18 protein-coding genes are annotated in these 22269 nt (G+C 59.5%); 9 read left to right on the plus strand and 9 right to left on the minus strand.

Going from position 1 to position 22269, the window contains the following annotated elements:
- Positions 1-47: 47 nt before the first annotated feature.
- Genes A5892_RS01710 through A5892_RS01720 form a run of 3 tightly spaced genes read right to left on the minus strand, consistent with a single transcriptional unit; the run spans position 48 to position 4101 of the window.
- Positions 48-668, minus strand: coding sequence for a pyridoxamine 5'-phosphate oxidase family protein (locus tag A5892_RS01710; RefSeq protein WP_064121320.1), 621 nt, complete (start codon positions 666-668; stop codon positions 48-50).
- A gap of 32 nt (positions 669-700) precedes the next feature.
- Entirely contained in the window at positions 701-1903 is a 1203-nt protein-coding gene (locus A5892_RS01715; protein WP_317627709.1) for an AAA family ATPase, read from the minus strand.
- A gap of 56 nt (positions 1904-1959) precedes the next feature.
- Positions 1960-4101, minus strand: coding sequence for a TonB-dependent siderophore receptor (locus A5892_RS01720; RefSeq protein WP_082890217.1), 2142 nt, complete (start codon positions 4099-4101; stop codon positions 1960-1962).
- A gap of 603 nt (positions 4102-4704) precedes the next feature.
- On the opposite strand from A5892_RS01720, the gene mqo reads away from it, so the two are divergent.
- Complete coding sequence (gene mqo / locus A5892_RS01725) at positions 4705-6339, plus strand: malate dehydrogenase (quinone) (RefSeq protein WP_223302766.1); 1635 nt, start codon at positions 4705-4707, stop codon at positions 6337-6339.
- A gap of 147 nt (positions 6340-6486) precedes the next feature.
- Here the strand turns inward: mqo and A5892_RS01730 are convergent, their stop codons facing one another.
- Positions 6487-7668: an NAD(P)/FAD-dependent oxidoreductase gene (locus A5892_RS01730; protein WP_064121322.1), complete on the minus strand. Its 1182-nt coding sequence runs from the start codon at positions 7666-7668 to the stop codon at positions 6487-6489.
- 297 nt (positions 7669-7965) lie between these two features.
- On the opposite strand from A5892_RS01730, the gene A5892_RS20880 reads away from it, so the two are divergent.
- The gene (locus A5892_RS20880; RefSeq protein ID WP_263281394.1) at positions 7966-8088 is read left to right on the plus strand and encodes a hypothetical protein; all 123 of its coding nucleotides are present in this window, start codon (positions 7966-7968) and stop codon (positions 8086-8088) included.
- A 329-nt stretch (positions 8089-8417) separates the two neighbouring features.
- Here A5892_RS20880 and A5892_RS01735 read toward each other — a convergent pair whose 3' ends face one another.
- Positions 8418-9014 (minus strand): GntR family transcriptional regulator, encoded by a 597-nt coding sequence (locus A5892_RS01735; protein WP_064121323.1) that lies wholly within the window; start codon positions 9012-9014, stop codon positions 8418-8420.
- A 317-nt stretch (positions 9015-9331) separates the two neighbouring features.
- Here A5892_RS01735 and A5892_RS01740 point away from each other — a divergent pair, with 317 nt between their 5' ends.
- Genes A5892_RS01740 through A5892_RS01765 form a run of 6 tightly spaced genes read left to right on the plus strand, consistent with a single transcriptional unit; the run spans position 9332 to position 16247 of the window.
- Positions 9332-10069, plus strand: coding sequence for a hypothetical protein (locus A5892_RS01740; protein ID WP_223302767.1), 738 nt, complete (start codon positions 9332-9334; stop codon positions 10067-10069).
- Entirely contained in the window at positions 10066-11202 is a 1137-nt protein-coding gene (locus A5892_RS01745) for a C45 family autoproteolytic acyltransferase/hydolase (RefSeq protein WP_064121325.1), read from the plus strand. Before A5892_RS01740 ends, A5892_RS01745 begins: the two co-directional genes overlap by 4 nt.
- A 49-nt stretch (positions 11203-11251) precedes the next feature.
- Positions 11252-12802: an ABC transporter substrate-binding protein gene (locus tag A5892_RS01750; RefSeq protein ID WP_064121326.1), complete on the plus strand. Its 1551-nt coding sequence runs from the start codon at positions 11252-11254 to the stop codon at positions 12800-12802.
- A 12-nt stretch (positions 12803-12814) separates the two neighbouring features.
- Positions 12815-13759 carry an ABC transporter permease gene (locus A5892_RS01755; RefSeq protein WP_027350992.1) on the plus strand — a complete coding sequence of 315 codons (945 nt, stop codon included), beginning with the start codon at positions 12815-12817 and terminating at the stop codon, positions 13757-13759.
- Positions 13756-14586, plus strand: coding sequence for an ABC transporter permease (locus A5892_RS01760; RefSeq protein WP_064121327.1), 831 nt, complete (start codon positions 13756-13758; stop codon positions 14584-14586). Before A5892_RS01755 ends, A5892_RS01760 begins: the two co-directional genes overlap by 4 nt.
- Positions 14583-16247 carry an ABC transporter ATP-binding protein gene (locus A5892_RS01765; protein WP_064121328.1) on the plus strand — a complete coding sequence of 555 codons (1665 nt, stop codon included), beginning with the start codon at positions 14583-14585 and terminating at the stop codon, positions 16245-16247. Before A5892_RS01760 ends, A5892_RS01765 begins: the two co-directional genes overlap by 4 nt.
- Positions 16248-16343: 96 nt before the next feature.
- Here the strand turns inward: A5892_RS01765 and A5892_RS01770 are convergent, their stop codons facing one another.
- Entirely contained in the window at positions 16344-17054 is a 711-nt protein-coding gene (locus A5892_RS01770) for a TetR/AcrR family transcriptional regulator (protein ID WP_223302768.1), read from the minus strand.
- Here A5892_RS01770 and A5892_RS01775 point away from each other — a divergent pair.
- The gene (locus A5892_RS01775) at positions 17053-17601 is read left to right on the plus strand and encodes a nuclear transport factor 2 family protein (protein WP_064121329.1); all 549 of its coding nucleotides are present in this window, start codon (positions 17053-17055) and stop codon (positions 17599-17601) included. The genes A5892_RS01770 and A5892_RS01775 overlap by 2 nt on opposite strands.
- A gap of 660 nt (positions 17602-18261) precedes the next feature.
- On the opposite strand, the gene A5892_RS20090 is transcribed toward A5892_RS01775, so the two are convergent.
- The 3 genes from A5892_RS20090 to A5892_RS01780 form a co-directional block, all read right to left on the minus strand.
- Complete coding sequence (locus A5892_RS20090; protein WP_150123452.1) at positions 18262-18897, minus strand: hypothetical protein; 636 nt, start codon at positions 18895-18897, stop codon at positions 18262-18264.
- A gap of 87 nt (positions 18898-18984) precedes the next feature.
- On the minus strand, positions 18985-20427 hold the full coding sequence (locus A5892_RS20095) for a P-loop ATPase, Sll1717 family (RefSeq protein WP_150123453.1): 1443 nt from the start codon (positions 20425-20427) through the stop codon (positions 18985-18987).
- A 699-nt stretch (positions 20428-21126) separates the two neighbouring features.
- The gene (locus A5892_RS01780; protein WP_064121330.1) at positions 21127-21900 is read right to left on the minus strand and encodes a hypothetical protein; all 774 of its coding nucleotides are present in this window, start codon (positions 21898-21900) and stop codon (positions 21127-21129) included.
- Positions 21901-22269: the final 369 nt, after the last annotated feature.

Here is a 22269-nt window from a genome sequence, read left to right on the forward strand (position 1 = left end):
TGTTGGGCTGGGCCCAGGCGAGGCGGGAGGCACGAAAGACGCCGCGATCACCACATCGTCTTGCGCGCGCGCTCGGCCCAGCTGCGATCGTACTCCTCCCCGCCGATCTCGCCCTGGCTGAGCTCGGCGAGGATCTCGCCTGGAGTCGGCAGGGTGCTCGGGTCGGCGTGGCTTTCCAACTGCCATAGCCCGGCGCGAATCAAGGCGCGGGCGCACTGGAAATAGACCTCCTCGACCTCGATCACCATCACCGAGCGCGGCGCCTTCTCCTCCACCGCGAAGGAAGCGAGCAGCGCCGGATCGGTATCGAGCTGCGCGCGGCCGTTGACCCGGATCGCGTTACCGATCCCCGGGATCAGGAACATAAGCCCAACCCTCGGATCGCGCACCACGTTGCGCAGGCTGTCGATCCGATTGTTGCCACGCCGGTCCGGCAGCAGCAGCCGGTCGGGCGAAGCGACCCGCACGAACCCCGGCTTGTCGCCACGAGGCGAGCAGTCGAGCCCCTCGGGCCCCGCCGTCGCCAGGGCGACAAAGGGCGAGCGCTCGATGAAGCGCTGGTACTGCGGCGTGATACGGCTCGACACCTTGGCGGTGGAGGCCGCCGCCACCTCGCCGAGTGCGCCATAGATCGCCTCCAACTCGGCGATATCGCGAATGACCGCCATGCTCTCCTCCCGATGACTCCGTCGGCGGGACATCAGCGCGCCGGCCAGCGCCAGGCCGGGCGCTCGAACTCCTCGAGGCCTTCCACCCGAGTTTCACCCAGCGTCTTCTCCAGCGCCAGCGTGTGGCACTCGCCGGTCTGCTCGAGGGCATGGATCAAGCGTCCGGCATGGGACACCACGATCAGCTGCGAGCGCTGTGCCGCCTGGCCGATCAACCGCCCGAGCGCCGGTAGCAAGTCCGGATGGAGGCTGGTTTCCGGTTCGTTCAGTACCAGCAAACTGGGTGGGCGTGGCGACAGCAGCGCGGCGATCCAGAGCAGGTAACGCAGCGTGCCGTCGGATAGCTCGCCAGAACGCAGCGGCCGCAGCAGGCCTGGCTGCTGGATCAGGATCTCGAAGCGCCCGGCTTCGACCTCGATCGACAGCCGGCTGCCGGGAAAGGCGTCGTCCACCGCCGCATCCAACGCTTCGACATCGCCGATCTCGCGAATGGTTTGCAATGCTGCCGCCAGATCGGCGCCGTCCGCGCCGAGCACCGGGGTGTGGGTACCGATCTGCGTTCGACGCGCGGGTGCCTCGCTGTCGCTCCTGAAATGATCGAAAAAGCGCCAGCCGCGTAAGCGCTCGCGCAGTTCAAAAAGTTCAGGCGCTCCACGAGGGTCGGCATAGACGCTCATCATGCTGTCGAAGCTCGCCACATGGCTGTCGATCACTCGCCACTCACCTGCATCATCGCGCAGCCGCAGCACCGGCCCACGGCGCTCGAGCAGGAGACTGGCCGGGCGTACCAGTGGCCCCGACCAGACGCATTCGCGCTTGATCACCGGGTCGAGCATGAAGGCGGTGGGGCCGCGAGGCTCTGGCAAACCGAGATCGATGCAGTAGCCGAAGTCCTCAGCGGCAAAGCCGAGCCGAAGATTGACCGAAGCGCGCCGCCGGACGCCCTCCACCGGTTGCTCGCCGCGTCGCATCGCCGCACTGATGCGCTCAGGTCCCGCCCACAGCGTCGAAGGCAGCCCGCCCTCGCGTGCAAGCGATGGGATCACTGCGCCTTGGGCGGTCTCGGCCAGCAGGCGCAGCGCTCGATAGAGGCTCGTCTTGCCGCTGCCATTGGCACCGGTGACCAGATTGAGTCGCCCGAGCGGCACGACCAGATCGCGCAGCGAGCGATAGTTGGAGACCGCCAGGGTGGTGAGCATCGAGGGTTCGGCCAGGTAGCGAAGATCGAAGTCCACTCTAGCAGAACGTTGGAGGAAGGCGCGGCCGGCATGGGCCGCGCCTGACCCATTGATCAGAAGCGGATTTCGCCCTTGAGTCGCAGGGTGCGGCCCTCGCCCCAGGACACCCGGTTCGGGTTGCCACCGGAGGAGACGAAGTATTCACGATCGGTGAGGTTGGTGACGTTCAGCTGCAGCGAGGTCTCGTTGCCCAGCAGCCGCGGCGTTTTCCACGACACGAAGGCATCGACCGAGGTGTAGGCGGGCAGCGTGAACGAGTTGTCCAGGTTGCCGTAGCGCTTGCCGACGTAACGGGCTCCCGCGCCGATACGCATGCGACCGTCCAGCACCTCGGCGGGCAGGTCGTAGGCGAGATAGGCGCCGGCTGCGTTTCTCGGCACGTTGAACAGCTGGTTGCCCTCGGTCTGCGGGGTGTCCTTCTCGATCTTGGCATCGGTGTAGGCGTAGTTGGCGAGCAGGCTCCAGTCCTCACTGAGCTGGCCGCTCAAGCTCCACTCGATACCGCGCGAACTCACCTCGCCCGCGAGCCGCTGGAGGGTGTTGCCGGCATCGTCCTCACCAGCGACCTGCTGGACGTTCTCCTTGCGGATATCGAACAGCGCCAGCTGGGTGGTCCAGCCGCCGTTGTCGTACTTCGCGCCCAGCTCGTACTGGCGTCCGGTCTCCGGCTCGTAGCTGCCCTCGACCGTACTGCCCGGGGTGAACTCGTTGGGCCGGTAGGACTGGCTGTAGTTGGCGTACAGCGACAGATCGCTGCGCGCTTGGTAGACCAGCCCGATGAACGGCAGCAGCTTGGCATCGCTTTCGTCGGTGCTGACCACGAACGGCTGGTGGCCGCCGATCTTGACGTCGTAGTGCTGATAGCGAAGCCCGGGCGCAAGGATCCATCGATCGTTCAAGTGGATGTTGTCCTTGAAGTAGAACGCGTTGCCACTTATCCGCTGGTAGTTATCGCTATTGTTCGGATTGACCGGGCCTTCGGGATCGAGCCGTCCATATTCGGGATGGTCGGGGAAGAACCCGCCCACCACCGGGCCATCGATGAAATCCCCCGAGACGTCCCGGCGCAGGTCGTAATCGACCCCGACCAGCAGTTCGTGCTCCATGTCGAGCCACTGCCGCGAGGCGATCCAGTCCAGCGCGACGTAGACGTTTTCCCGGTCGGCGCCGGTATTGCGCCGGAAACGGCGGCTCAGCTCACCGGTCTCGGTATTGTAGCCGCGCGGATCGGCCTGATAGTCGTTGTAGTGGTCCTGGTTCCAGCCGAGCGTCAGCTTCACTCGCGAATCCTGGTCGAACCGGTACTCGGTAGTCGAGGAGACCACCTGGCGTATGCCTTTCGATGCCGTCCAGGGTTCGTCCAGGCGCTTGTCGCGACTGCCGACGTAGTGGCCATCCTGGATCACCGCGCCGCGATCGAGGGTGTTGTCGTAGTCGAGATACTGATAAGCGAGCAGGAAGGAGAGATCCTCCCCTTCGTAGGAGAGCGACGGGGCGAACAGCTGCTGCTTGTTGTCGCCGAAGTTGCGCCAGTAGTCCTCGTTCTTACCCTGCCCGATGACCCGTAGCGCCCAGCCGGTCTCCTTCAGCGGACCGGTGACGTCGAAATAGGCGTCTCCCCCGCCGTGGCTGCTCAAGCTCCCACCGAGGATGCGCTGCCACTGATACAGCGGCTTCTTGGTGATCACATTGATCACCCCGCCGGGTTCCTGCATGCCATAGAACAGCGACGCCGGCCCCTTGAGGAACTCGACCCGCTCGGTGGTGACCGCCTGGAAACTGCGCCCGACCGGCATTCGCACTCCGTCGAGCAAGGTACCGCCGTCATCGGTGTTGCCGAACCCACGCTTGAGCAGGCCATCCTGGGTACCGCCGAAGTTGTTGCCCACCGCGACCCCGGGGACGAACTTGATCAGATCCTCCATGGTCTGCGGCGCCTGGTCCTCGATCACCTGCGCGGAGACGGTATCGACGGTCCGAGACTGCTGCAGGTTGGGAACATCCATCTTGTCGCCGGTCGAGCTGTAGCCCGAGCGGTAGCTCGTGGCTCCAGTGCCACCGTAGCTCTCGCTGACGCGGAGGGTCGGCAGCTGGGCGACATCGGCGACCTCCTGGGCCACGGCTGCGGGTACCCCCAGCGCTGCGCCGAATAGGCCTGCCGAGCAGATAGCCAGGCGCTTTGAAATCGGTTCCATCGGTTGAGAAAAATCCCCTGAATTGAATTTCCAGCTTTCGATCACGGTCGTTGGATTCGGTCATCCACGCGCAGTGGATCACTCTCCATCGAGCGTCCAAGCGAGCGGGAACCAGCGGGGCATCTCCAGAGAGGCGCAGCCAATCGATCGCTGAATTGGATTTGTTTAGATCATTCAACGCCTCGGAAACCCGAGCACCAAGCGCTTAAGCCGAGACGAAGTAGCAGCCTTCTATCGCTAATGATATTCATTGTCAACTGAATTCGATCTTAACGAACCCTCGCTTTCAGTCGAGTAGCCGTACGCCGCATTTGAAGGTGGCGATGAATGGAACGCATACCGCGCATCGACCGCCTTCGCCGAGGATTTCTTAATTCAAACTTATCAACGGCATTCAACCTTCGGATGATTCATGGCTACAACGACATTACAATGTGGCGTTTTAGCACAGCGCTGAAAATGCGTTTCAATCTCAAGTGCAGCCCAACGCTTACACTCCGTTCCCGCCCAATATCGGAAACTATCCGTTGATCGTGGACTGAATCAGTCACACCTGGTGTCGAGCCCCGTATGAAAAAATGCCGCAGTCTCGTACTTTGCAGTATGGGTATCCTTCTCTCCGCACCCAGCTGGAGCGCCGATGAGCCTCCAGTGGACGTCGTCCTCATCGGCGGCGGCATCATGAGTGCCACCCTGGGCACCTACTTGAAGGAATTGGAACCCGATTGGAACATCCACCTCTATGAGCGCCTCGATCAGGTCGCCGACGAGAGTTCCAACGCGTGGAACAATGCAGGGACGGGGCATGCTGCCTTCGCCGAGCTCAACTACACCCCCGAGCAGTCCGATGGCAGCGTCGACATTTCGAGGGCCGTCGCGGTCACCGAGCAGTTCGAGATCTCCCGCCAGTTCTGGGCGCATCAATTGACCCAGGGTGTGCTGAGCAACCCGAGATCCTTCATCAACACTACGCCGCACATGAGCTTCGTCTGGGGCGAAGACAACGTCGACTTCCTGCGCAAACGCCATGAAGCGATGGTCCAGAACCCACTCTACGTGGGAATGGAATACTCCGAGGACTACGATCAGATCGCCGAATGGGCACCGCTTCTGATCGAGGGCCGCACCCCCGGCGAGCGCCTCGCGGCCACCCGCATGCCGATCGGTACCGATGTCAATTTCGGCGAGATCACCCGGCAAACCCTCAGCGCGCTGACCCAGCGAGAAGGTTTCTCCCTCTCCACCGGTAGCGAAGTGCGCGACCTGACCCGCAACGACGACGGCACCTGGAAAGTCACGATCGCCGATCTCAACGACGGCGGCCGTGAGACCAGCGTCGATGCACGCTTCGTCTTCATCGGCGCGGGCGGTGCCGCGCTGAAGCTGCTGCAGCGCTCGGGTATTCCCGAAAGCAAGGCCTACGCTGGATTCCCGGTCGGCGGTCAGTTCCTCTATACCACCAACCCCGAAGTCGTCGCCCGACATGATGCCAAGGCCTACGGCAAAGCCTCGGTAGGTTCGCCGCCGATGTCGGTACCCCACCTCGACCGTCGCGTGCTCGATGGCGAGCCTGCGCTGATGTTCGGGCCCTTCGCCACCTTCTCCAGCAAGTTCCTCAAGCAGGGCTCGTGGACCGACCTGTTCAGCTCGATGACCTTCAGCAACACCTGGCCGATGGTCCAGGCTGGCTGGCACAACCTCAGCCTGTCGCGTTATCTGATCGGTCAGCTGATGATGTCGCAGGACGATCGCATCGACTCCCTCCGCGACTACTACCCTGAGGTCAATCCGGACGACTGGAAGCTGTGGACGGCTGGGCAACGCGTACAGATCATCAGGAACGACGAGGAGAAAGGCGGAGTGCTCGAGTTCGGCACCGATACCGTGATCGCCTCCGACGGCTCGCTGGCAGCGCTGATGGGTGCATCCCCAGGTGCCTCCACCTCGCCCTCGATCATGCTTCGCCTGATCGAACGCGCCTTCCCCGAGGAAGTCGCCAGCGACGAGTGGCAGCAAAAGCTGCACGAAATCATCCCCTCCTACGGCCAGAAGCTCTCCGAGAACCCCGAGCTGCTGCGCCAGGTACGGCTCCAGACTCATGAGCTGCTGGAGCTGAGCGAGCCGATGCCGAGCGACGAGGTAGGATCGACGCCCGCACCGGAAGACGACCTACCGCCGGTCGAGCAGTCCGACGAGCAGGAAGCACAGCAGCCCGAGCTCGAAGCCCAGGAAGTTTGAGCCAGGGCAGCAAGTAGAGCAGACGAAAGGGGAGCCGCAAGGCTCCCTTTTTTGGTTTTCCACGATGGTGCCAGGACATCATCGGCCAATACCTCGCTGGGACGCATCAACCCGTGTTGGCTGGCGAACGTGTGCTTGGCGGCTCGATCAGCCGTGCAGCGTAGGAGGTTCCACCGATCCGGCGCGCCCCGCGGCGAAGCGCTCGAACGAGAAGGCATCGAGCGCATGCCGGGGCGGACGCCCGAGCGCCAGGTCGGCGAGCAGCATCCCGGTCACCGGACCGAGGCAGAAACCGTGCCCCGAGAACCCCATCCCCACCACCAGCCCGTCGATTCCCGGCGCGGTCGCGATCACCGGCAGCGCATCCGGCGTCATGTCGATCAATCCGGCCCATAGCGCCTCGACCGGAGCCGCGGAAGCGCCGGGAAGCAGCTGCTCCAGTTTGGCGACGACCTCCCCCACGCTCTCCATCCGCGGCTGCACCACAGGCCGAGGACCATCCGTGCCGGTGTCGATCGACATCCCGCCGTGCCAGGGGTGGATGCCGCTGGTGATCCGAAGACGACCATCGACCTGCTGACGGCCGGCCCAGTCGCCGCCAGCGACACCGATCACAGGCTCGATCAGCGGTGCGACCGGGACGCTTCGGATCACCGTGACCATCTGGACATCCAGCGGCACTTCAAGGCCAAGCGGATTCAGCAACTCGTTGCCGAGCACTCCCGCGGTCAGTACGACGCAGGCCGCACCGATGCGGCCATGCTCGGTGACGACGCCGGTGACACGACCACCCTCCGTGCAGATCGAGTTCACCCGCTGACCGAGCAGGAAGGACACCCCCCTCCTGCCCGCCGCCGTAACGTAGGCGTTGACCGTGGCGTGGGGGTCGGCGTGTCCATCGCTGGGGCACCAGGAGGCGCCGGGAATCTCGGTCGAAACTCCGGGTGCCACGGCGCGGATCGCTTGATTGTCAGGCAGGAAGGTAAGCGCCAGACCCAAGCGGGACTGCTCGGCGACCATGCGCCGAACCTGGTCGTACTCATCCTCGTTGCGGGCCAGGCGCAGGTTGCCCTTGCGCGTGTAGTGCAGCGGCGCTTCGAGCTCCTCGTGGAGCGTCTCCCATATCGCCACCGCCGCTCGCGCCAGCGGCAGCTCAACCGGATCGCGGCCCGACTGGCGAACACCCGCCAACGTCCAGCCCGAGGCCATCGCCGCGGGAGCGAAGCGATCGATCACGGCGACGGAGTGCCCCTCCTTGGCCAACGAGTAAGCGGTGGCGCTACCGCTGATTCCGGCGCCAATGACGATGACATCGAAGTGCTGGTTCATTGTTGGTCTTGTACTCAGCCATGAAGAGAAAGAGAGCGCTGCATATTGCCTGTCCAACCGTCGAAGCGCGCTAGCGAAAAGGCAGAAAGGTCGCGCTCCGGACGCTGCCCGACGACGAAATCGCGCATGATCCTGCCGGTGACCGGACCAAGGCATAAGTCATGCCCATATAGGGCCCATAGGGCAAGCTCGAAAGCGGTTGGGATATCCGCGCCCATCGGGCCTGTCGACTAACTTCGCCGAGTGACAGAAGTCCGCGATAGGATCGAAATCTACACCTACCGCCAAGAATTGCACATGTCAAAAGAGATCGCGCTCACCTCGCTGAACACTCGCCCCGAATTCACCGATGCCTGTGCTGCATGGAGCTACTCGGAGTGGGGCGTCCACTCGCCACGCACGCTCCTGGCAACGCTTTGATGGTATCGCCGAGCAGCCTCAGGCGCCGCAATTCCGCTGACTTTCGCCGCTCACATCGACAACCGGCCGGTGGGTATGGCCAGTCTCTTCGAACAGGACTGCTCATTGCATCCAGAACTGCGTCCTTGGCTGGCGGCAGTATTCGTACATCCGCGCTAATGGCTGGCGGGAAACGGGCACCGTGAGTTACCCGGATGGCGACCGGCTGAGTCTCATGATCAAGCAGTTGGTGCACTAAATCAGGCGGGCAGTGAAAGGTGGGTAGATCCACCTGCTGTTCAATCCCTCGAGTACGAGAGCAATCGTCATCACACTCCACTGCCCCGCTGTCACTTGAGAATATGCCGCCGGATCAGCTGCGCCAGGTCCTCCCCGTCGCGGCGTTCGACCGCGTCGATCATGGCGAAATGCTCCCGGCTGGAATGCTCCGCCAGCTCGCGCGTCGCCCACTGGCCGATCCTAGCGCCGGCGACCCGGCCACGCTGGGCGAAGGCCAATGCCACCAGCTCCCGGTTGGTGCACTTCGAAAGCAGCTCTCGATGAAAGGCAAGGTTGGCTTCGTACTGCTGGAGCAATGAGCCCTTGAAGATCATCTCTTCGAACTGCGTCGCCAGCGTCCTGAGCCGGTGAATGTCCTCCACGGTGGCCTGCAGGACGATGTCTGCGGCGGCGGCGCTTTCGAGCACCGCGCGGATCTCGTCGATGTGTCGGCGTTGGACTGTATCCAGCACGCATACATGGTAACCGCGATTGGGCACGTGCTCGACCAACCGTTCGGAGACCAATTGATCCAACGCCTTGCGCACTCCTGCGCGTGAAGACTGGTAGCGCTGCTCCAGGTCCACCTGCTTGAGCCAAGTACCCGAAGTGAGCTCGCCGGTATTGATGTCATGCGCGATGCGGTCCGCGAGTTCTGCGCTATTCACCCGATTCGTCCCATGCGTTGCCGTTTGGAAATCGCCGGCGCCTTGCGTCGGCCGGGCCTAGTGTAGGGCAGCCCAGAGGGAAAGCAAAAATCGGCTCGATTTTATAAAAACATATTGGCGCCAATTTTGGCGTGTGATTAACTCCTGCCTATCGGCCGATCCAACAACCCACAACTTCAAGAAGAGCCGCGATGCTGACGCCAGTCGTTGACGCGCCCTCAGAGCGCTACAGACAGCTGTACCACCGGGGCAGCACTACGGTATTTGCTTGCCGACACGACCCCAGGTTCAGCTACTGCCTTTACGTCCCCCCTGAGTTGGACCAAGCACCGGAAAGCTACAGGCTGCTGATCGCCGTTCATGGCACCGGCCGCACCATGAGCGCCTATCGCGACGCCTTCGTGGAGTTCGCGCTCTATCACCGGTGCGTGGTGCTGGCGCCTTTGTTCCCCGTGGGGCCCTGCGGCGACGGAGAGCCGGACGGCTTCAAGTACATCATCGAGGACGACATTCGTTACGACCTGGTGATGCTCGCGATTATCGACGAGGTCGCAGCAGCGCTAGGCATCGATGCCTCGAAGTTCCTCATGTTCGGCTATTCCGGCGGCGGCCACTTCACCCACCGCTTCATGTATCTGCATCCTCAGAGACTGCTGGCGGCATCGATCGGCGCCCCTGGTTCGGTCACCCTGCTCGACGACACCCGTGACTGGTGGGTGGGGATACGTGATTTCGAACGGATATTCGGCCATCCCATCGATCTGTCGGCGATGCGCGACGTCGCCATCCAGCTGGTGGTGGGTGCGGCGGATCTCGAAACCTGGGAAATCAATCACCCACCGGGATCACGTCGCTGGAGAGAAGGTATCAACGATACCGGGCCAACACGGGTCGATCGCAATACCGCCCTGCTCTCCAATCTCAAGGCCCACGGCATGCGGGTAGAGCAGTCGATCGTACCCAATGTGCCCCACGACGGCATGAAAGTGCTGCCCACCGTGAAAGCCTTCTTCAAACGCGTGCTGGATGGCCATGCCAGGGACGATGCCAAATGAATGCTCCGAAACCGTTTCCCTTGATCGAAATCAGCGGCCCGCCGAGGATGCGTGGCCGGCAGTACGGGGAACAAGCCGCGTCGCGAATTGGCCAAAGCGTGGCGGTGTACGGTGACCAGCTCTCTTCGCTGGGTCTGGATGATGCGAAACGTGCAGCGTTGCTCGATGAGTTCGAAGTCCAGATCGCCCGATTCGATGCCGACTATCTCGAGGAGATGCGTGGCATTGCCGAGGGCGCCTCGGTGAGCCTTGCCGACATCGTGATGATCAATGCCCGCACCGAAGTCGTTTCACGCGCGCGGATGATCGCCAAGCAGGAACCGCTGCACGACGACTCGATCGAGGATGGCTGCACGGGCGCGGTGATTCTCCCCGAACGCAGCGCCAGCGGACACTTGATCCATGGCCAGAACTGGGACTGGCGGGCGGAGTGCGTTGAAACCTCCGTGGTGCTGCGCGTGCAGCGTGAAGAGGGCCCGGAGCTCCTCACCTTCGTCGAAGCCGGAGGGCTTGCGCGCAGCGGGCTCAACGGCGCGGGCCTGGCGATAACGGCGAATTTCCTGCGCTGCGAGCGCGACTACCGCCAGATCGGCGTGCCCCTTTCCTTGATTCGACGCAAGGTTCTGGAGCAATCGCACATGGCATTGGCGATGAAAGTAGTCGCGACGACGCCCAAGTCCTGCTCGAACAACATGATGCTCAGCAGCGCAGAGGGCTTCGCCATCGACTTCGAGTGCGCACCGGATGAAAGCTTCGCGCTGTATCCGAGCGACGACATCATCGTGCATGCCAACCACTGGATGAGCGACGTCGCGCTAGCAAAGCTCCAGGAGCGCGGCATCGAAACCTCTCCCGATAGCCTCTACCGTGCCTGGCGGGTGCGCAGAAGGCTCGAGGCGAGCGGTCAGCGCGTGGGTGTCGATGATTTGAAGGCCGCGTTCTTCGACGATTTCGCCTCTCCCTACTCCGTGTGCCGTCCTCCCCGCCCTGGCTTCCAGGGTGATCTGTCCGCCACCGTCGCCATGGTGATGATGGAGCCCGCGCTGGGCAGGCTCGAAGTGGCCCCGCTGCCGGCATTGAACCAGGAATTCGGCCAATACCATTTGCAGGAAAAGATCGCCGTTGGCGTGTGAACGGCGAATGCGCGTGACTGAAAGATCGAACAATTAGAAGGAATCCGTCATGAAGCCCCTTGCTTGCATACCACTGCTGTTGCTGTGCGGATTGACCTCGGCCGGCGCGGCGGCCAACGACACCATCACCGTGGCCATGAACGCGGACATTCGCAGCACCCAACCCGGCGTCAACCGCGACGGCAATACCGATGGCGTGATGATGCATGTCGTCGAGGGCCTGGTGGGTTACCGCGAGGATGGCAGCGTCGGCCCGATGTTGGCCCAAAGCTACGAAGTCTCCAACGATGGCCGCACCTACACCTTCCATCTTCGCGAGGATGTACGGTTCCACAACGGTGAGACGATGACCGCAGAGCACGTCGTGTGGAGCTGGAACCGCTGGATGGATCCAGATACGCAGTGGCGCTGCGTCAGTGATTTCGACGGCAGTTCGGACCTGCAGGTCACCGACGTGACTGCGGTGGATGACCACACCGTGACCATGACACTGGCATCTCCCAGTGCTCTGTTCCTGGCCAACATGGCACGCCCCGACTGCGGCGCGGTGGCGGTGATCCACCCCGACTCGCTGGATGAGAACGGCGCATGGCGCGAGCCGGTCGGCACCGGTCCGTACAAGCTCGAGCAGTGGAACCACAACCGCTCCATCGTCCTGACGCGCTTTGCGGATTACGCTTCCCGCGAAGAACGGATGGACGGCTACGTAGGCGGCAAGGAACCGCGGATCGGCACCGTACGGATCCTGGTCATACCCGACCCAGCCACCGTGGTGGCGGGTCTCCAGGCGGGAAACATCGACGTAGCACCGATCAGCGCCACCGATGCCCGGGCACTGCGCAACGCATCCGGGATCAAGATCGACACCGCCGACAACGGGCTGCGTAACGGACTGCTGATCCAGACCAACGCCCCTCCGCTCGACGACCCGAGGGTCCGCAAGGCCGTAGCACTGGCGATCGATACCGAGCAGGTCGCACTCGGCAGCAGCGAGGGCATGGCCACGCCGAGCAACTCGAACGTACCGATCTCCTCGGCCTGGTACGGCGAAGTACAGCAAACCGGCTATGAATACGACCCGCAGGCCGCTCGCGAGCTGCTCGCCGAGGCCGGCTACAACGGCGAGCCGATCGAGATCATCGCCAACCAGCGCCCCAAGGTGCCGAGCTACGACGTCGCGATCATCGCGCAGTCGATGATGCAGGCGGCCGGCATCAATGCCCGGGTCAACACCATGGAGTGGGCGACACAGCTCGACCGCTACTCCAGCGGGCGTTACCAGATGATGTCGTTCACCTACTCGGCGCGCTTCGACCCCGCGTTGATGTTCGAGCAGATCACCGGGGACAAGGCGCAAGAGCCGAGGAAAGTGTGGGACGACCCAAGAGCGCGGGAGCTGATCCAGGCGCTTTCGCTCACCGAGGATACCGGGCAGCGCCAAGCGCTGGTGGATGAACTGCACACCCTCATGATCGAACAAACGCCGTTGATCTTCCTCTTTCCCGGCGTCTCGATCGCTGCCTATCGCGATCGTGTCGAAGGCTTCGCCCCTTGGTTCGGCGAGTCGCCCAGGCTTTGGAACGTCAGTATCACCCAGTGACCGGAGAGCACCATGTTCTTGCACCTGGTTAGGCGAATCGGCTCCTCGATACCCACCCTCATCCTGGTCTCGGTGCTGATCTTCCTACTGATTCGACTGGTTCCGGGAGACCCCGCTCAACTGCTGCTTGGCGATCTCGCCACCGAGCAGAGCCTGGCCCGGGTACGCCAGCAGATGGGGCTCGATCTCTCCTATCCCCAGCAATACCTGATCTGGATTTCACAGGTACTGCAGGGGGACTTCGGCCACTCCATCCAGACCGGCCAAGCCATTGCGCCGATGATCATCCAGCGCTTCGGCGTGACGCTGAGCATCGTGCTGGTGGCCATCGTGATTGCCTCGTTGATTGCCATCCCGATCGGCATGATCGCGGCCTGGAAGCAGAACTCCCGGCTCGACGTCGGGTTGGTGACGCTCGCCACACTGCTGCTCTCGATCCCGAGTTTCTGGATGGGGCTCTTGCTGCTGCTGCTCTTCGGCCTGCAGCTGGGCTGGCTACCCGTGGTGGGATACGTCTCGCTGCGCGAAGATTTCCACACCGGTCTGCTTTATCTGATCATGCCGATCATCACCTTGGTGCTGGTCGAAAGCGGCACCCTGGTGCGAATGATGCGCTCGAGCACGCTGGAGGTGCTGCGGCTGGACTACATCTCGCATGCACGTGCCAAAGGCGTAGGAGAGGCAATGGTGTTGGCCCGCCACGCCTTCCCCAACGCCTTCGGCCCCACGCTCACCCTGATGGGCATCATGCTCGGCAACCTGCTCAGCGGCATCGCCGTAGTCGAGACGGTCTTCACCCTCCCCGGCTTGGGCCGTCTACTCGTCGACGGCATCTACGCCCGCGATTATCCAGTCGTGCAGGGCTGCATGCTGTTCATCGCGTCGCTCTACATCGTGGTCAACATCGGCATCGATGCGATTCACCCGTTGTTCGACCCAAGGGTGAAGGACGCATGACCACCAAGCCAAGATTCGCCCTCCCCGCCCTCAATGCCCTGCTCGGCTCGGCGATGATCGGCACGCTTGCGTTGGCGGCACTGGCTGGTTTGCTCTGGACGCCTTTCGATCCGCTTGCGATCGATATCCTCGGCAAGCTGCAAGCGCCCGGCACGCAGCACTGGCTGGGAACCGACGAGTTCGGCCGCGACGTAATGAGCCGCTTGATGAATGCGGCCTTCACCACTCTTTCGATCGCCGTGCTCACCGTACTCGCCGCGACCCTGACCGGCGTTTGCCTCGGCATCCTCAGCGGCTACCTCGGTGGAGTGGTGGACAGGGCGGTGATGATGATCACCAACACCCTGCTGGCCTTCCCAGGAATACTGCTCGCCCTGGGCTTGCTGAGCGTACTGGGCAATAGCCGCTACGGCATCGTCCTGGCGCTGGGCCTGGCCTACTGCCCCTCGGTGGTGAGGATCGTACGCAGCACCGTGCGCAGCCTGCGAGAGAGCGACTATGTAGAGGCATCGAGAGTGATGGGCCACTCGGAGGGATTCATCCTGCTGCGCCATATCCTGCCGAATTGCCTGGCGCCGCTGATCGTGCTGGCTACCTCCATGCTCGGCTGGGTGATCATCTCTGAGAGCGCGCTCTCCTTCCTCGGCCTCGGCGTGCCGCCGCCCGAGCCCACCTGGGGCAACATGCTCGCCGCCAGCCGCGACAATCTCTCCGATGCCGCTTGGCTGGCGATCTTCCCGGGGCTGTGCATCTCGTTTGCCCTGCTTGGCGTCAACCTGCTCGGCGACGCGCTGCGCGATCTCCTCGACCCGAGGATGCAACGATGAGCAGCACCGAGGATCTTCCACTGCTGGCGGTCGAAGGGATGACGATAGCCGCCAACGGCAAGGTCGTCGTGGATGACATCGGCTTCGAACTCTTTCGCGGAGAAACCATCGCCATCGTCGGCGAATCGGGCAGCGGCAAGACGCTCGCCACGCGGGCGCTGATGGGCCTGCTGCCGACCGGGGTGGAATGCGATGAGGGCCGCATGCGCTTCGACGGCAAGGAGTACCGTATCGACGAGCTGAGAGCGCTCAAGACGCTGCGGGGCCACCGCCTGGGGATGATTTTCCAGGAGCCGATGACCTCCCTGAACCCGGCCCTGAAGATAGGACGGCAGCTGCATGAGGGGCTGAAGCTGCATACCCGGATCAGCCGAGCCGAACGCGAACAGCGCATCCTCGCGATGCTCGAGCGAGTGGGCCTTACGCGGGACGCCAATCTGCTCGAGTGCTATCCGCATGAGTTCTCCGGCGGCATGCGCCAGCGCATCATGATCGCCTCGGTGATGCTGATGTCGCCCTCGCTGGTCATCGCCGACGAGCCGACCACCGCGCTGGACGCAGTGGTTCAGCGCGAAGTGATGGAGACGCTGCTGGCGCTGACACGCGAGCAGGGCAATGCGGCGATCCTGATCAGCCATGATCTGGCCATGGTCGCCCACTACGCCTCGCGCATACTGGTGATGCGCGAGGGTCGTCTGGTCGAGCAGGGCACCACCGAGAGGCTGCTGGCCGCGCCTCAGCACCCTTACACCCGCAAACTGCTCGACGCGCTGCCAAGGCGAATCGCCCTGCCCACCCCCGAGCACAGCGGCCCGCCGGTACTGTCCCTGAACCAAGCGGTGATCGAGTATCCGGGGCGCAAGCGTTGGTTCGGCGCAGCGATCGCCAAGCGCGCGGTCGACGATTTCAGCGTAGCGGTGGCCAAGGGCGAAACCGTCGCGCTGGTCGGCGCCAGCGGCTCCGGCAAGACCACGGTGGGCAAAGCGATCGTCGGCCTGGTGCCACTGCGAAGCGGCGAGCTGTGCTTCTCGGGCACACCATGGTCCGCCATGGACCAGCGCCAGCGCCGAGCCTGGCGGCTCGATTGCCAGATGATCCAGCAGGACCCCTTCTCCTCGCTGGATCCACGCATGCGCGTCCGGCAGATCATCGACGAACCGCTGCGCTTGGTCGACACCATGAATCGCGCACAGCGACAAGCGCGAATATGGGAGGTGGTAGAAGAGGTAGGGCTCGACCCAGCCTTTCTCGAGCGTTTTCCACACCAGCTCTCCGGAGGCCAGCGCCAGCGCGTGGCGATCGCCAGGGCGATCGCGCGCAAACCAAGGTTCATCGTCGCCGACGAGCCCACCTCGGCACTGGATATGACGGTGCAGAAGCAGATCCTCACCCTGCTGGGCGAGCTGCAGCGCCACTATGGCTTCGCCTGTCTGCTGATCACCCACGATCTGGGCGTGGTCGAGCAGATCGCCCACCGGGTAGTGGTGATGGAGCAGGGTCGGATCGTCGAGAGCGGTGAGCGCGACGAAGTGCTCGACGCGCCTCGTCATGCCTATACCCGACGCCTGCTCTCCTCCCTGCCACTGCTGTCGGCATGCGACAGCGGAGGCTTCCAGCTGAAGCCTCGCGCATTCATCGACCCAGTTGAGCAAGAGAGCTAAAGAAGGGACAAGGCGCAAGCACGCAACGATTGCACCCTGCGCGAAGTGAAAGGCGGCGAGTGGCCGAGCGGATGAGCAGCACCTTCCGCCCATGTATCAGCTCGTCGTCCGGGCTCCCCTGAGCAGCAGATCGATCAAGCGGAGGGCACGCGGCTTCCAATCGCCGCCCGGCCGCACCGTCCCGACCCCGACGATGGCGCGCAGCAAATCGAGAGGCGCGATATCGAGCCTGAGACCCGTGGCCTCGATTCGCTCGACCAGCATGTCGATCGGCGGCGCAAGCCGGGCTGGCGTACCGCTGTAAAGCGCTTCCGAGCCGCCAATCAGCGTCTCGAGCACTGCTTTGAGATCCTGCTTGGCCTCGAGAAAATCAACGAACAAGCGCAGCCATTCGCGCAGAGCCTCGACGGGCGCCTTCGTGGAAGCAAGCTCGGAGGCCGCCTCGACCAGCCTATCGGTCTCCTGCTGATACACCGCCTCGATCAACAGATCGCGCGTCGGAAAGTGGCGATAGAGCGTACCAATTCCCACCCCCGCATCGCGCGCGACCTGCTCCAGACTGGCCGTGGCACCTCGATCGGCGAAGACACGCTTCGCCGCCTCGACGAGCTTGGCCCTGTTTCGCTTCGCATCGGCCCGAGGCCGACGTCCTCCATCGGAGGGGTTGTTTTGCGACACCTGATTCAAGCCCTTGATAAACGGAGGAAGCCTCCGTATATTCAAAAAGTGGAGGATGCCTCCACTTTTTCTGACGTCTAGCGCTGCGCGCAAGCCCGCGCGCCATCCATACGCTTCAGGAGACATCATGAACGCGTTCAACACAACGGCGGAACAGCTCACCCTCCTGCGCAGCCCCGGGCCAGCGGGGCTTGAAGATAAAGTGAACTACCTTCTCGACTACATCGCCATCACCGACGTGGTGCAGCGTTATGGTCAAGCCACCGACGCGCACGATTTCAGGCTGCTCAGGACCTGCTACGGCGACGAGATCGAAGTCGATCATAGCCCGACGATCGGGATGGGACGGATACGTGTCTCAGCCGACAAATGGTGCGAACTCGCCGATAAATTCCACAGCCAGCTCAGCGGCGACGAGCACATCATGATTCCACAAAGCATCGTCATCGACGGCAACACGGCCTCTTGCCATGTGCTCATGCATGCAAGCCATTTTTATCGCGACGCGAACGGCAGTCCCTATCAAACACTCGTCGGAACGTACGATTTCAAGTTCGTAAGAGCCGACGATGGTTGGAAAATCGCCGAATCCGTTCAAGGACTGAACTGGACCGAGGGAAACTGGCAGTTCCACAACGAGATCAAAGACTCACTGGGAACCCCGGATCTCAACTGACCCCGCACGTACTCGTCATCGAAGCGGAACTTCCAGCAGCCTGAGCGCTTAAGTTGGTCAGGGCAGCGTTCGCACGCTGCCCATCGGGAAATATACCCGGTTCTCTACCCATCCGGGGCTTGAAAGCCAAGCAACGCCCATAATGGAAAAGCCCCGAAAACCAGCGGATTAGCTGATTTTCGGGGCTTTTTGCCTCACGGTGACCTGCGAGGTGGGAAGACTGGCGCGCCTGGCGAGACTATAACAATTCACGTAACCAATTGATTTTATTACAAATACTTTTGGAAATAAAGTTCAAATATACCCATCCATATACCTAAAGGTGGTAGGGAATGTCGAACCTGGACTGTTTCGTGGAAAGCACCTGAGGAATTGGGATCGAACCATGGCATGTTCGCCAACCTAAGACCCCTTGATTCCGCTGTGCCTAATGAGCTTGTCGAACCACACTTCACTCAGGACGAAGGCTTGAAAGAAAGAAGGTATTGAGGTTCGTGTTGCCACCTATCTTCGGCTCCTATATTCCATTATACAAGTAAAACTTTTAATCACCTTCTCCTCATAACGGAATGATTTTAAATATTCCCTTACCTCTGTTAAATTCAGTAAAGAATAAAATATTAGGCATCAATACAGCCATATAAAATAATTGTTACATGTTTAATTAAAGACGACATCAATTAATTTATTTTGTCCTGAAGAAACTAACTTACACCATATAAGAAGCAATACACCGAGGAGCAACAAAGCTGCAATAAAATTATTCGAACTAGTTTTAGTGCCGCTCGAATTATCTCTCGCGTTATTTTCTTGAGAAGACAATGGAGCCACAAAACTTTGAATAATAGGCAGCCCATTTATAGCTATCATTATTAAAGTCGATCCATACATAAGGAGATCGCTTGCTAAATCTATAGATGCCTCTGTTAATTGCCTTGGAGGAACCAAGTGCATCACAACAAGAGTCAAAAAATTTGCTAATACCGAGATTACGACTGACAATACTAATGCCGGAAATGGATATACACGAGCCAACAATTTGATAATACATGCCATTGAAAGAGATATCGCAAGGAAAAAAGACAAAATTAACAACAAATTAGCCACATTAATATCTGTTGCTTGAACCTGATGCCCTACATTATTTTGCACTATTACTTTAACACCCGTTGGTACCTTTTGGTTTTGAATATACGCTTGCAACATTCCAGCACCAGAGATGAACATTCCCGCCACGGTTGTCGAAACCATAATAGGGGATGATTTTAATTCTCTTATAGCAGATTCTTTTAGCATAACACTCAGCCCCAAAATCCAAATAAAATATAGAAATTTAATTACGCAATCATACATTGAGAAATTGTAATATTAAAACCCTAAATATTATCGTAAATTAAGAGCTTTCCATAATCCCCTATGCAATATTATGTTTTCGTCTTCATTAAATGAAGAATGCCTATTCCTATATTTAAATGTGTAAAAAGTGGTTCCTCCAGATCGATGTTGAATATTTCCTAAAGCACTACATTCAAATAAAGCCTCTACTATCTCTAAAATTCTCTCCGGCATCAGTGAATTCGGCGATTTTCTAGAGACATCTATTAATTCGTTTATATGAAAATCTCTTTTTCTCACCTTACCAAGACACTTTATTATCTTTGAAATTTCATCAGGACGAGCATATCCATTCAGTTCATCCTTTATCTCGGGAAGAAAATATTTTATGGAATATTCGCGCATCCCGGATTTGATCCTTTCAATAGTTAATTTTCCCGCTGATGCAAAATTTTGGATATAATTTAATAGTTGCAAAAAGTCACGCGGGGTATGGCGAGTCATGTCGAGTAAATATTTCCGAGAAGAAGTTCCATCAATGGTTGGAGGAAAAAAATCATCAAACAAATTTAATTCTCTTTGCAAGCTTCGAACTGCTCTAATTTGTGCAGCCTTTAAAAGGAGAGAGTTATCTGGATCATTTGGGTCATGATACCAATCCATTTCGATAGAAAAATCTTGACGTATTTTATTATTGTTAGAACCTGGAAGGCGCTCAAAAAGGTCTGTTCGGCAGAGTAAAATAATCTTCGCCGGAACTTTTTTTCGTGCGAAAGATGAATTTAATCTACTAACTTCATATATCAATGCCGATAATGATTTATACTGTACTTCTCGAGCCGTCAATATATCATCTAGCCCATCGATAATAAGATAATGATTGCTTTCGCTACGAAGATCAGATATCAACTCTTTCAAACTTTCAACGAAGTTAGGAATTTCAGAGGCAGGCTTAGTCTCCGAGCCAGCCCAGGAATATTCGGCAAGCCGTCCTGGCAAAGATAATTTAAAACTATGTCTTGCACTGGTTCGCACGATAGATGCAGGATCTGACTTTGGGGATAATCCCATTTCACGAAAGGCTTTTACTGCATCTCTAAAAATAGATGATTCGGGATAAGAAAGACCTTCATCTTTTTCAAATGATTCTAGCAGGTAAATTAATAGTATCCATGACCATGCAGAAGGATATTTTGTTTCTGGCTCAGAATCTCCGCGTATGATTTTAGCGAAAGGGGTAAATGGAAAATCCTGTAATGATACAACTCTAGCAAATGCATTATGCTTATCATGCAAATTTAACTCAATTCGTTCTGCAATTGATGACTTCCCAGATCCTTTATAACCTAAAAATAAAAATTTCGACCCAGTGGTCGCTTCAATATCAACAGATCTAAAATCTACATGCCCTTCAGTAATAAGCCCTGGATCTCTGGCGCGCTCTGTTTCTGCACTAGAATAACCAAATACTATTTGACTAAAATCACCCATAAAAAATCCTCTTAACTGGAACAATTTCAAAAATAACAACCATTAGATAAATCTGAATTTTTCAGCTCTTTTAATCCCAAGCGAAAAAGAATCGAATCGCGGCCTGATGACTGCAAAAAAGCACCGCGGCCTTAACCTCTCAAAAGACGCAGGGTATTCAGGCTCGTCGAATGACATGAGCAGATTTTGAAAGAAATCTGCCTGTCCAGACTTCCAGGATCAGCGGTATAGGATGTCGGTGTTTTGAAAGCCATATCGACTAATCTCTTATGTAAAAAAGAAAACTATTCGCTGACAGAGTAAACTGAAGACTGCGGCTGCGGATCCCCCGCTCCTATGTTTCCTCTCGGGATGGAGATCCGTCAGGCTCCTATAGCCTTTCTCAAGACTACTTTTTATTTCAATTTGACACAATCTGTAGCATACCTTCCAGATCCTCGCCGCATTTTTCTCTTCCTTCTCGAAAAAACGCATAAATCCGCATAATTTTTTGCCCCCGCTCCCCTGCCCGCCGCCCCAGCACTGGCGCGGTTTTCGGCCGTCTCCAGCCTGCCGAAAAGCCCACCCATTTAGCGCGCAGGCGGGGCGGGGAGTCGACAACGCGCGGGCGGGTCGCGGCGCGGTGGCGGCGTCGGTGCACCAAAGGACACAAAAAGGCCGCGCAGTGCGCGGCCAAGGCTGGGTGGGCGTCGTTAGCGGTCAGCTGCGCTGGCGCCGTCTGGCTTGCTCTCGCTCCACGCGCAGGCGATGACGATAGGCAGGAGAATGCACCTTTTGGGCGTCGCCTTCGCGACTATCACGCTTGATCCGGCGCATCGACTCGGGCAGTGGATCCCGCTTGGATTCGCCGTGCCCATGTCGGGCAATCAGCGCTTCGAGCCACTGGCGGTAGCGGTGCGTCGTGGCCTGCCGCTCCTCGGCCTGACCGGCGAGGGTGGGCGCGTAGTTACCGAAGCTACGCCCGACGATAGGGTCTTGCGCTACCTGCTCCTCGATCAGCGCGCGGTGCGAGGCGATCGCCGCGAGCAGCGCTTGCCCCGCCTCGGTGCCGAACACCTGCGCGGCCAGGGTATCCACCCGGTAGCGGCGCCATCCCTCCCTGGCGGCCCGGTAGTGGCCCAGGTAGGCGGTGCGACGATCGGCATTGTCGAAGCGTACCTCCTCGAGGTCGGCCTCGAGCGTGTCGGCGAGTTGCTCGTACTCGCCGGCCAGCTCGGCATGCTCGGCCGCCTTGGCCTTGAGCTGGCGAATCGGCTTGGTCAGTTCCCCGTCGGCGTCACGGAAGCGTTCACGCCATTGCCGGGTCGCTTCCTCGGCTTCGAAGCGGGCGGCGTTCGCCGCCTGGCGGTGTTTGTCGACCCGGTCGGCCATGGCCAGGGTCTTGGTGCGGCTCTCCTGATAGGCGGCCTTGGCCTGGTCGTGGGCGTCGAGTTGGTTGACGAGCGATTGGGGCAGTGTGGCGCGGTCGTTCATGGTCGTTCCTTGGGGTGGTGTCGGTGTCGTGGTCTTTTTCGCCGGCCAGGAAGGCGGATCCGGTCGCGTTTCGGGGGTGTCGGTGGAGTGTGTCCTCCCTATAAAACGTTCCTCTCTGTATAAAATCGGCTGCAACACGTGCAACGAGGCAACAACCCATCAACCATGCGGGTTACAGCGCGATTTCGATGTGCAACGGCCCCGTGCAGCAGTGCAACGGACCTCCGTTTTCGGAATAAGAGAAAGAAATGGTCTTAATAAAAAGCTATATGTGTTGCCCCGTTGCCTCCTTCTTCTTTAGCGGTGCAACGCTTGCGCCCAGCAGTGGCGTGGGCGTTGCACCGTTGCCCGTGTTGCCCCAGCTTTTTC

The sequence above is a fragment of the Halotalea alkalilenta genome, assembly GCF_001648175.1.
Classification (GTDB): domain Bacteria; phylum Pseudomonadota; class Gammaproteobacteria; order Pseudomonadales; family Halomonadaceae; genus Halotalea; species Halotalea alkalilenta_A.

What these genes read in the sequence shown, in the direction of transcription:
- A5892_RS01755 (WP_027350992.1), top strand. Translation starts at nt 12,815, where the DNA reads ATGTTCTTGCACCTGGTTAGGCGAATCGGCTCCTCGATACCCACCCTC.
- A5892_RS01760 (WP_064121327.1), top strand. Translation starts at nt 13,756, where the DNA reads ATGACCACCAAGCCAAGATTCGCCCTCCCCGCCCTCAATGCCCTGCTC.
- A5892_RS01780 (WP_064121330.1), bottom strand. Translation starts at nt 21,900, where the DNA reads ATGAACGACCGCGCCACACTGCCCCAATCGCTCGTCAACCAACTCGAC.
- A5892_RS20095 (WP_150123453.1), bottom strand. Translation starts at nt 20,427, where the DNA reads ATGGGTGATTTTAGTCAAATAGTATTTGGTTATTCTAGTGCAGAAACA.
- A5892_RS01730 (WP_064121322.1), bottom strand. Translation starts at nt 7,668, where the DNA reads ATGAACCAGCACTTCGATGTCATCGTCATTGGCGCCGGAATCAGCGGT.
- A5892_RS01775 (WP_064121329.1), top strand. Translation starts at nt 17,053, where the DNA reads ATGAACGCGTTCAACACAACGGCGGAACAGCTCACCCTCCTGCGCAGC.
- A5892_RS20880 (WP_263281394.1), top strand. Translation starts at nt 7,966, where the DNA reads ATGTCAAAAGAGATCGCGCTCACCTCGCTGAACACTCGCCCCGAATTC.
- A5892_RS01770 (WP_223302768.1), bottom strand. Translation starts at nt 17,054, where the DNA reads ATGATGTCTCCTGAAGCGTATGGATGGCGCGCGGGCTTGCGCGCAGCG.
- A5892_RS01750 (WP_064121326.1), top strand. Translation starts at nt 11,252, where the DNA reads ATGAAGCCCCTTGCTTGCATACCACTGCTGTTGCTGTGCGGATTGACC.
- A5892_RS01745 (WP_064121325.1), top strand. Translation starts at nt 10,066, where the DNA reads ATGAATGCTCCGAAACCGTTTCCCTTGATCGAAATCAGCGGCCCGCCG.
- A5892_RS01710 (WP_064121320.1), bottom strand. Translation starts at nt 668, where the DNA reads ATGGCGGTCATTCGCGATATCGCCGAGTTGGAGGCGATCTATGGCGCA.
- A5892_RS01720 (WP_082890217.1), bottom strand. Translation starts at nt 4,101, where the DNA reads ATGGAACCGATTTCAAAGCGCCTGGCTATCTGCTCGGCAGGCCTATTC.
- A5892_RS20090 (WP_150123452.1), bottom strand. Translation starts at nt 18,897, where the DNA reads ATGCTAAAAGAATCTGCTATAAGAGAATTAAAATCATCCCCTATTATG.
- A5892_RS01765 (WP_064121328.1), top strand. Translation starts at nt 14,583, where the DNA reads ATGAGCAGCACCGAGGATCTTCCACTGCTGGCGGTCGAAGGGATGACG.
- mqo (WP_223302766.1), top strand. Translation starts at nt 4,705, where the DNA reads ATGGGTATCCTTCTCTCCGCACCCAGCTGGAGCGCCGATGAGCCTCCA.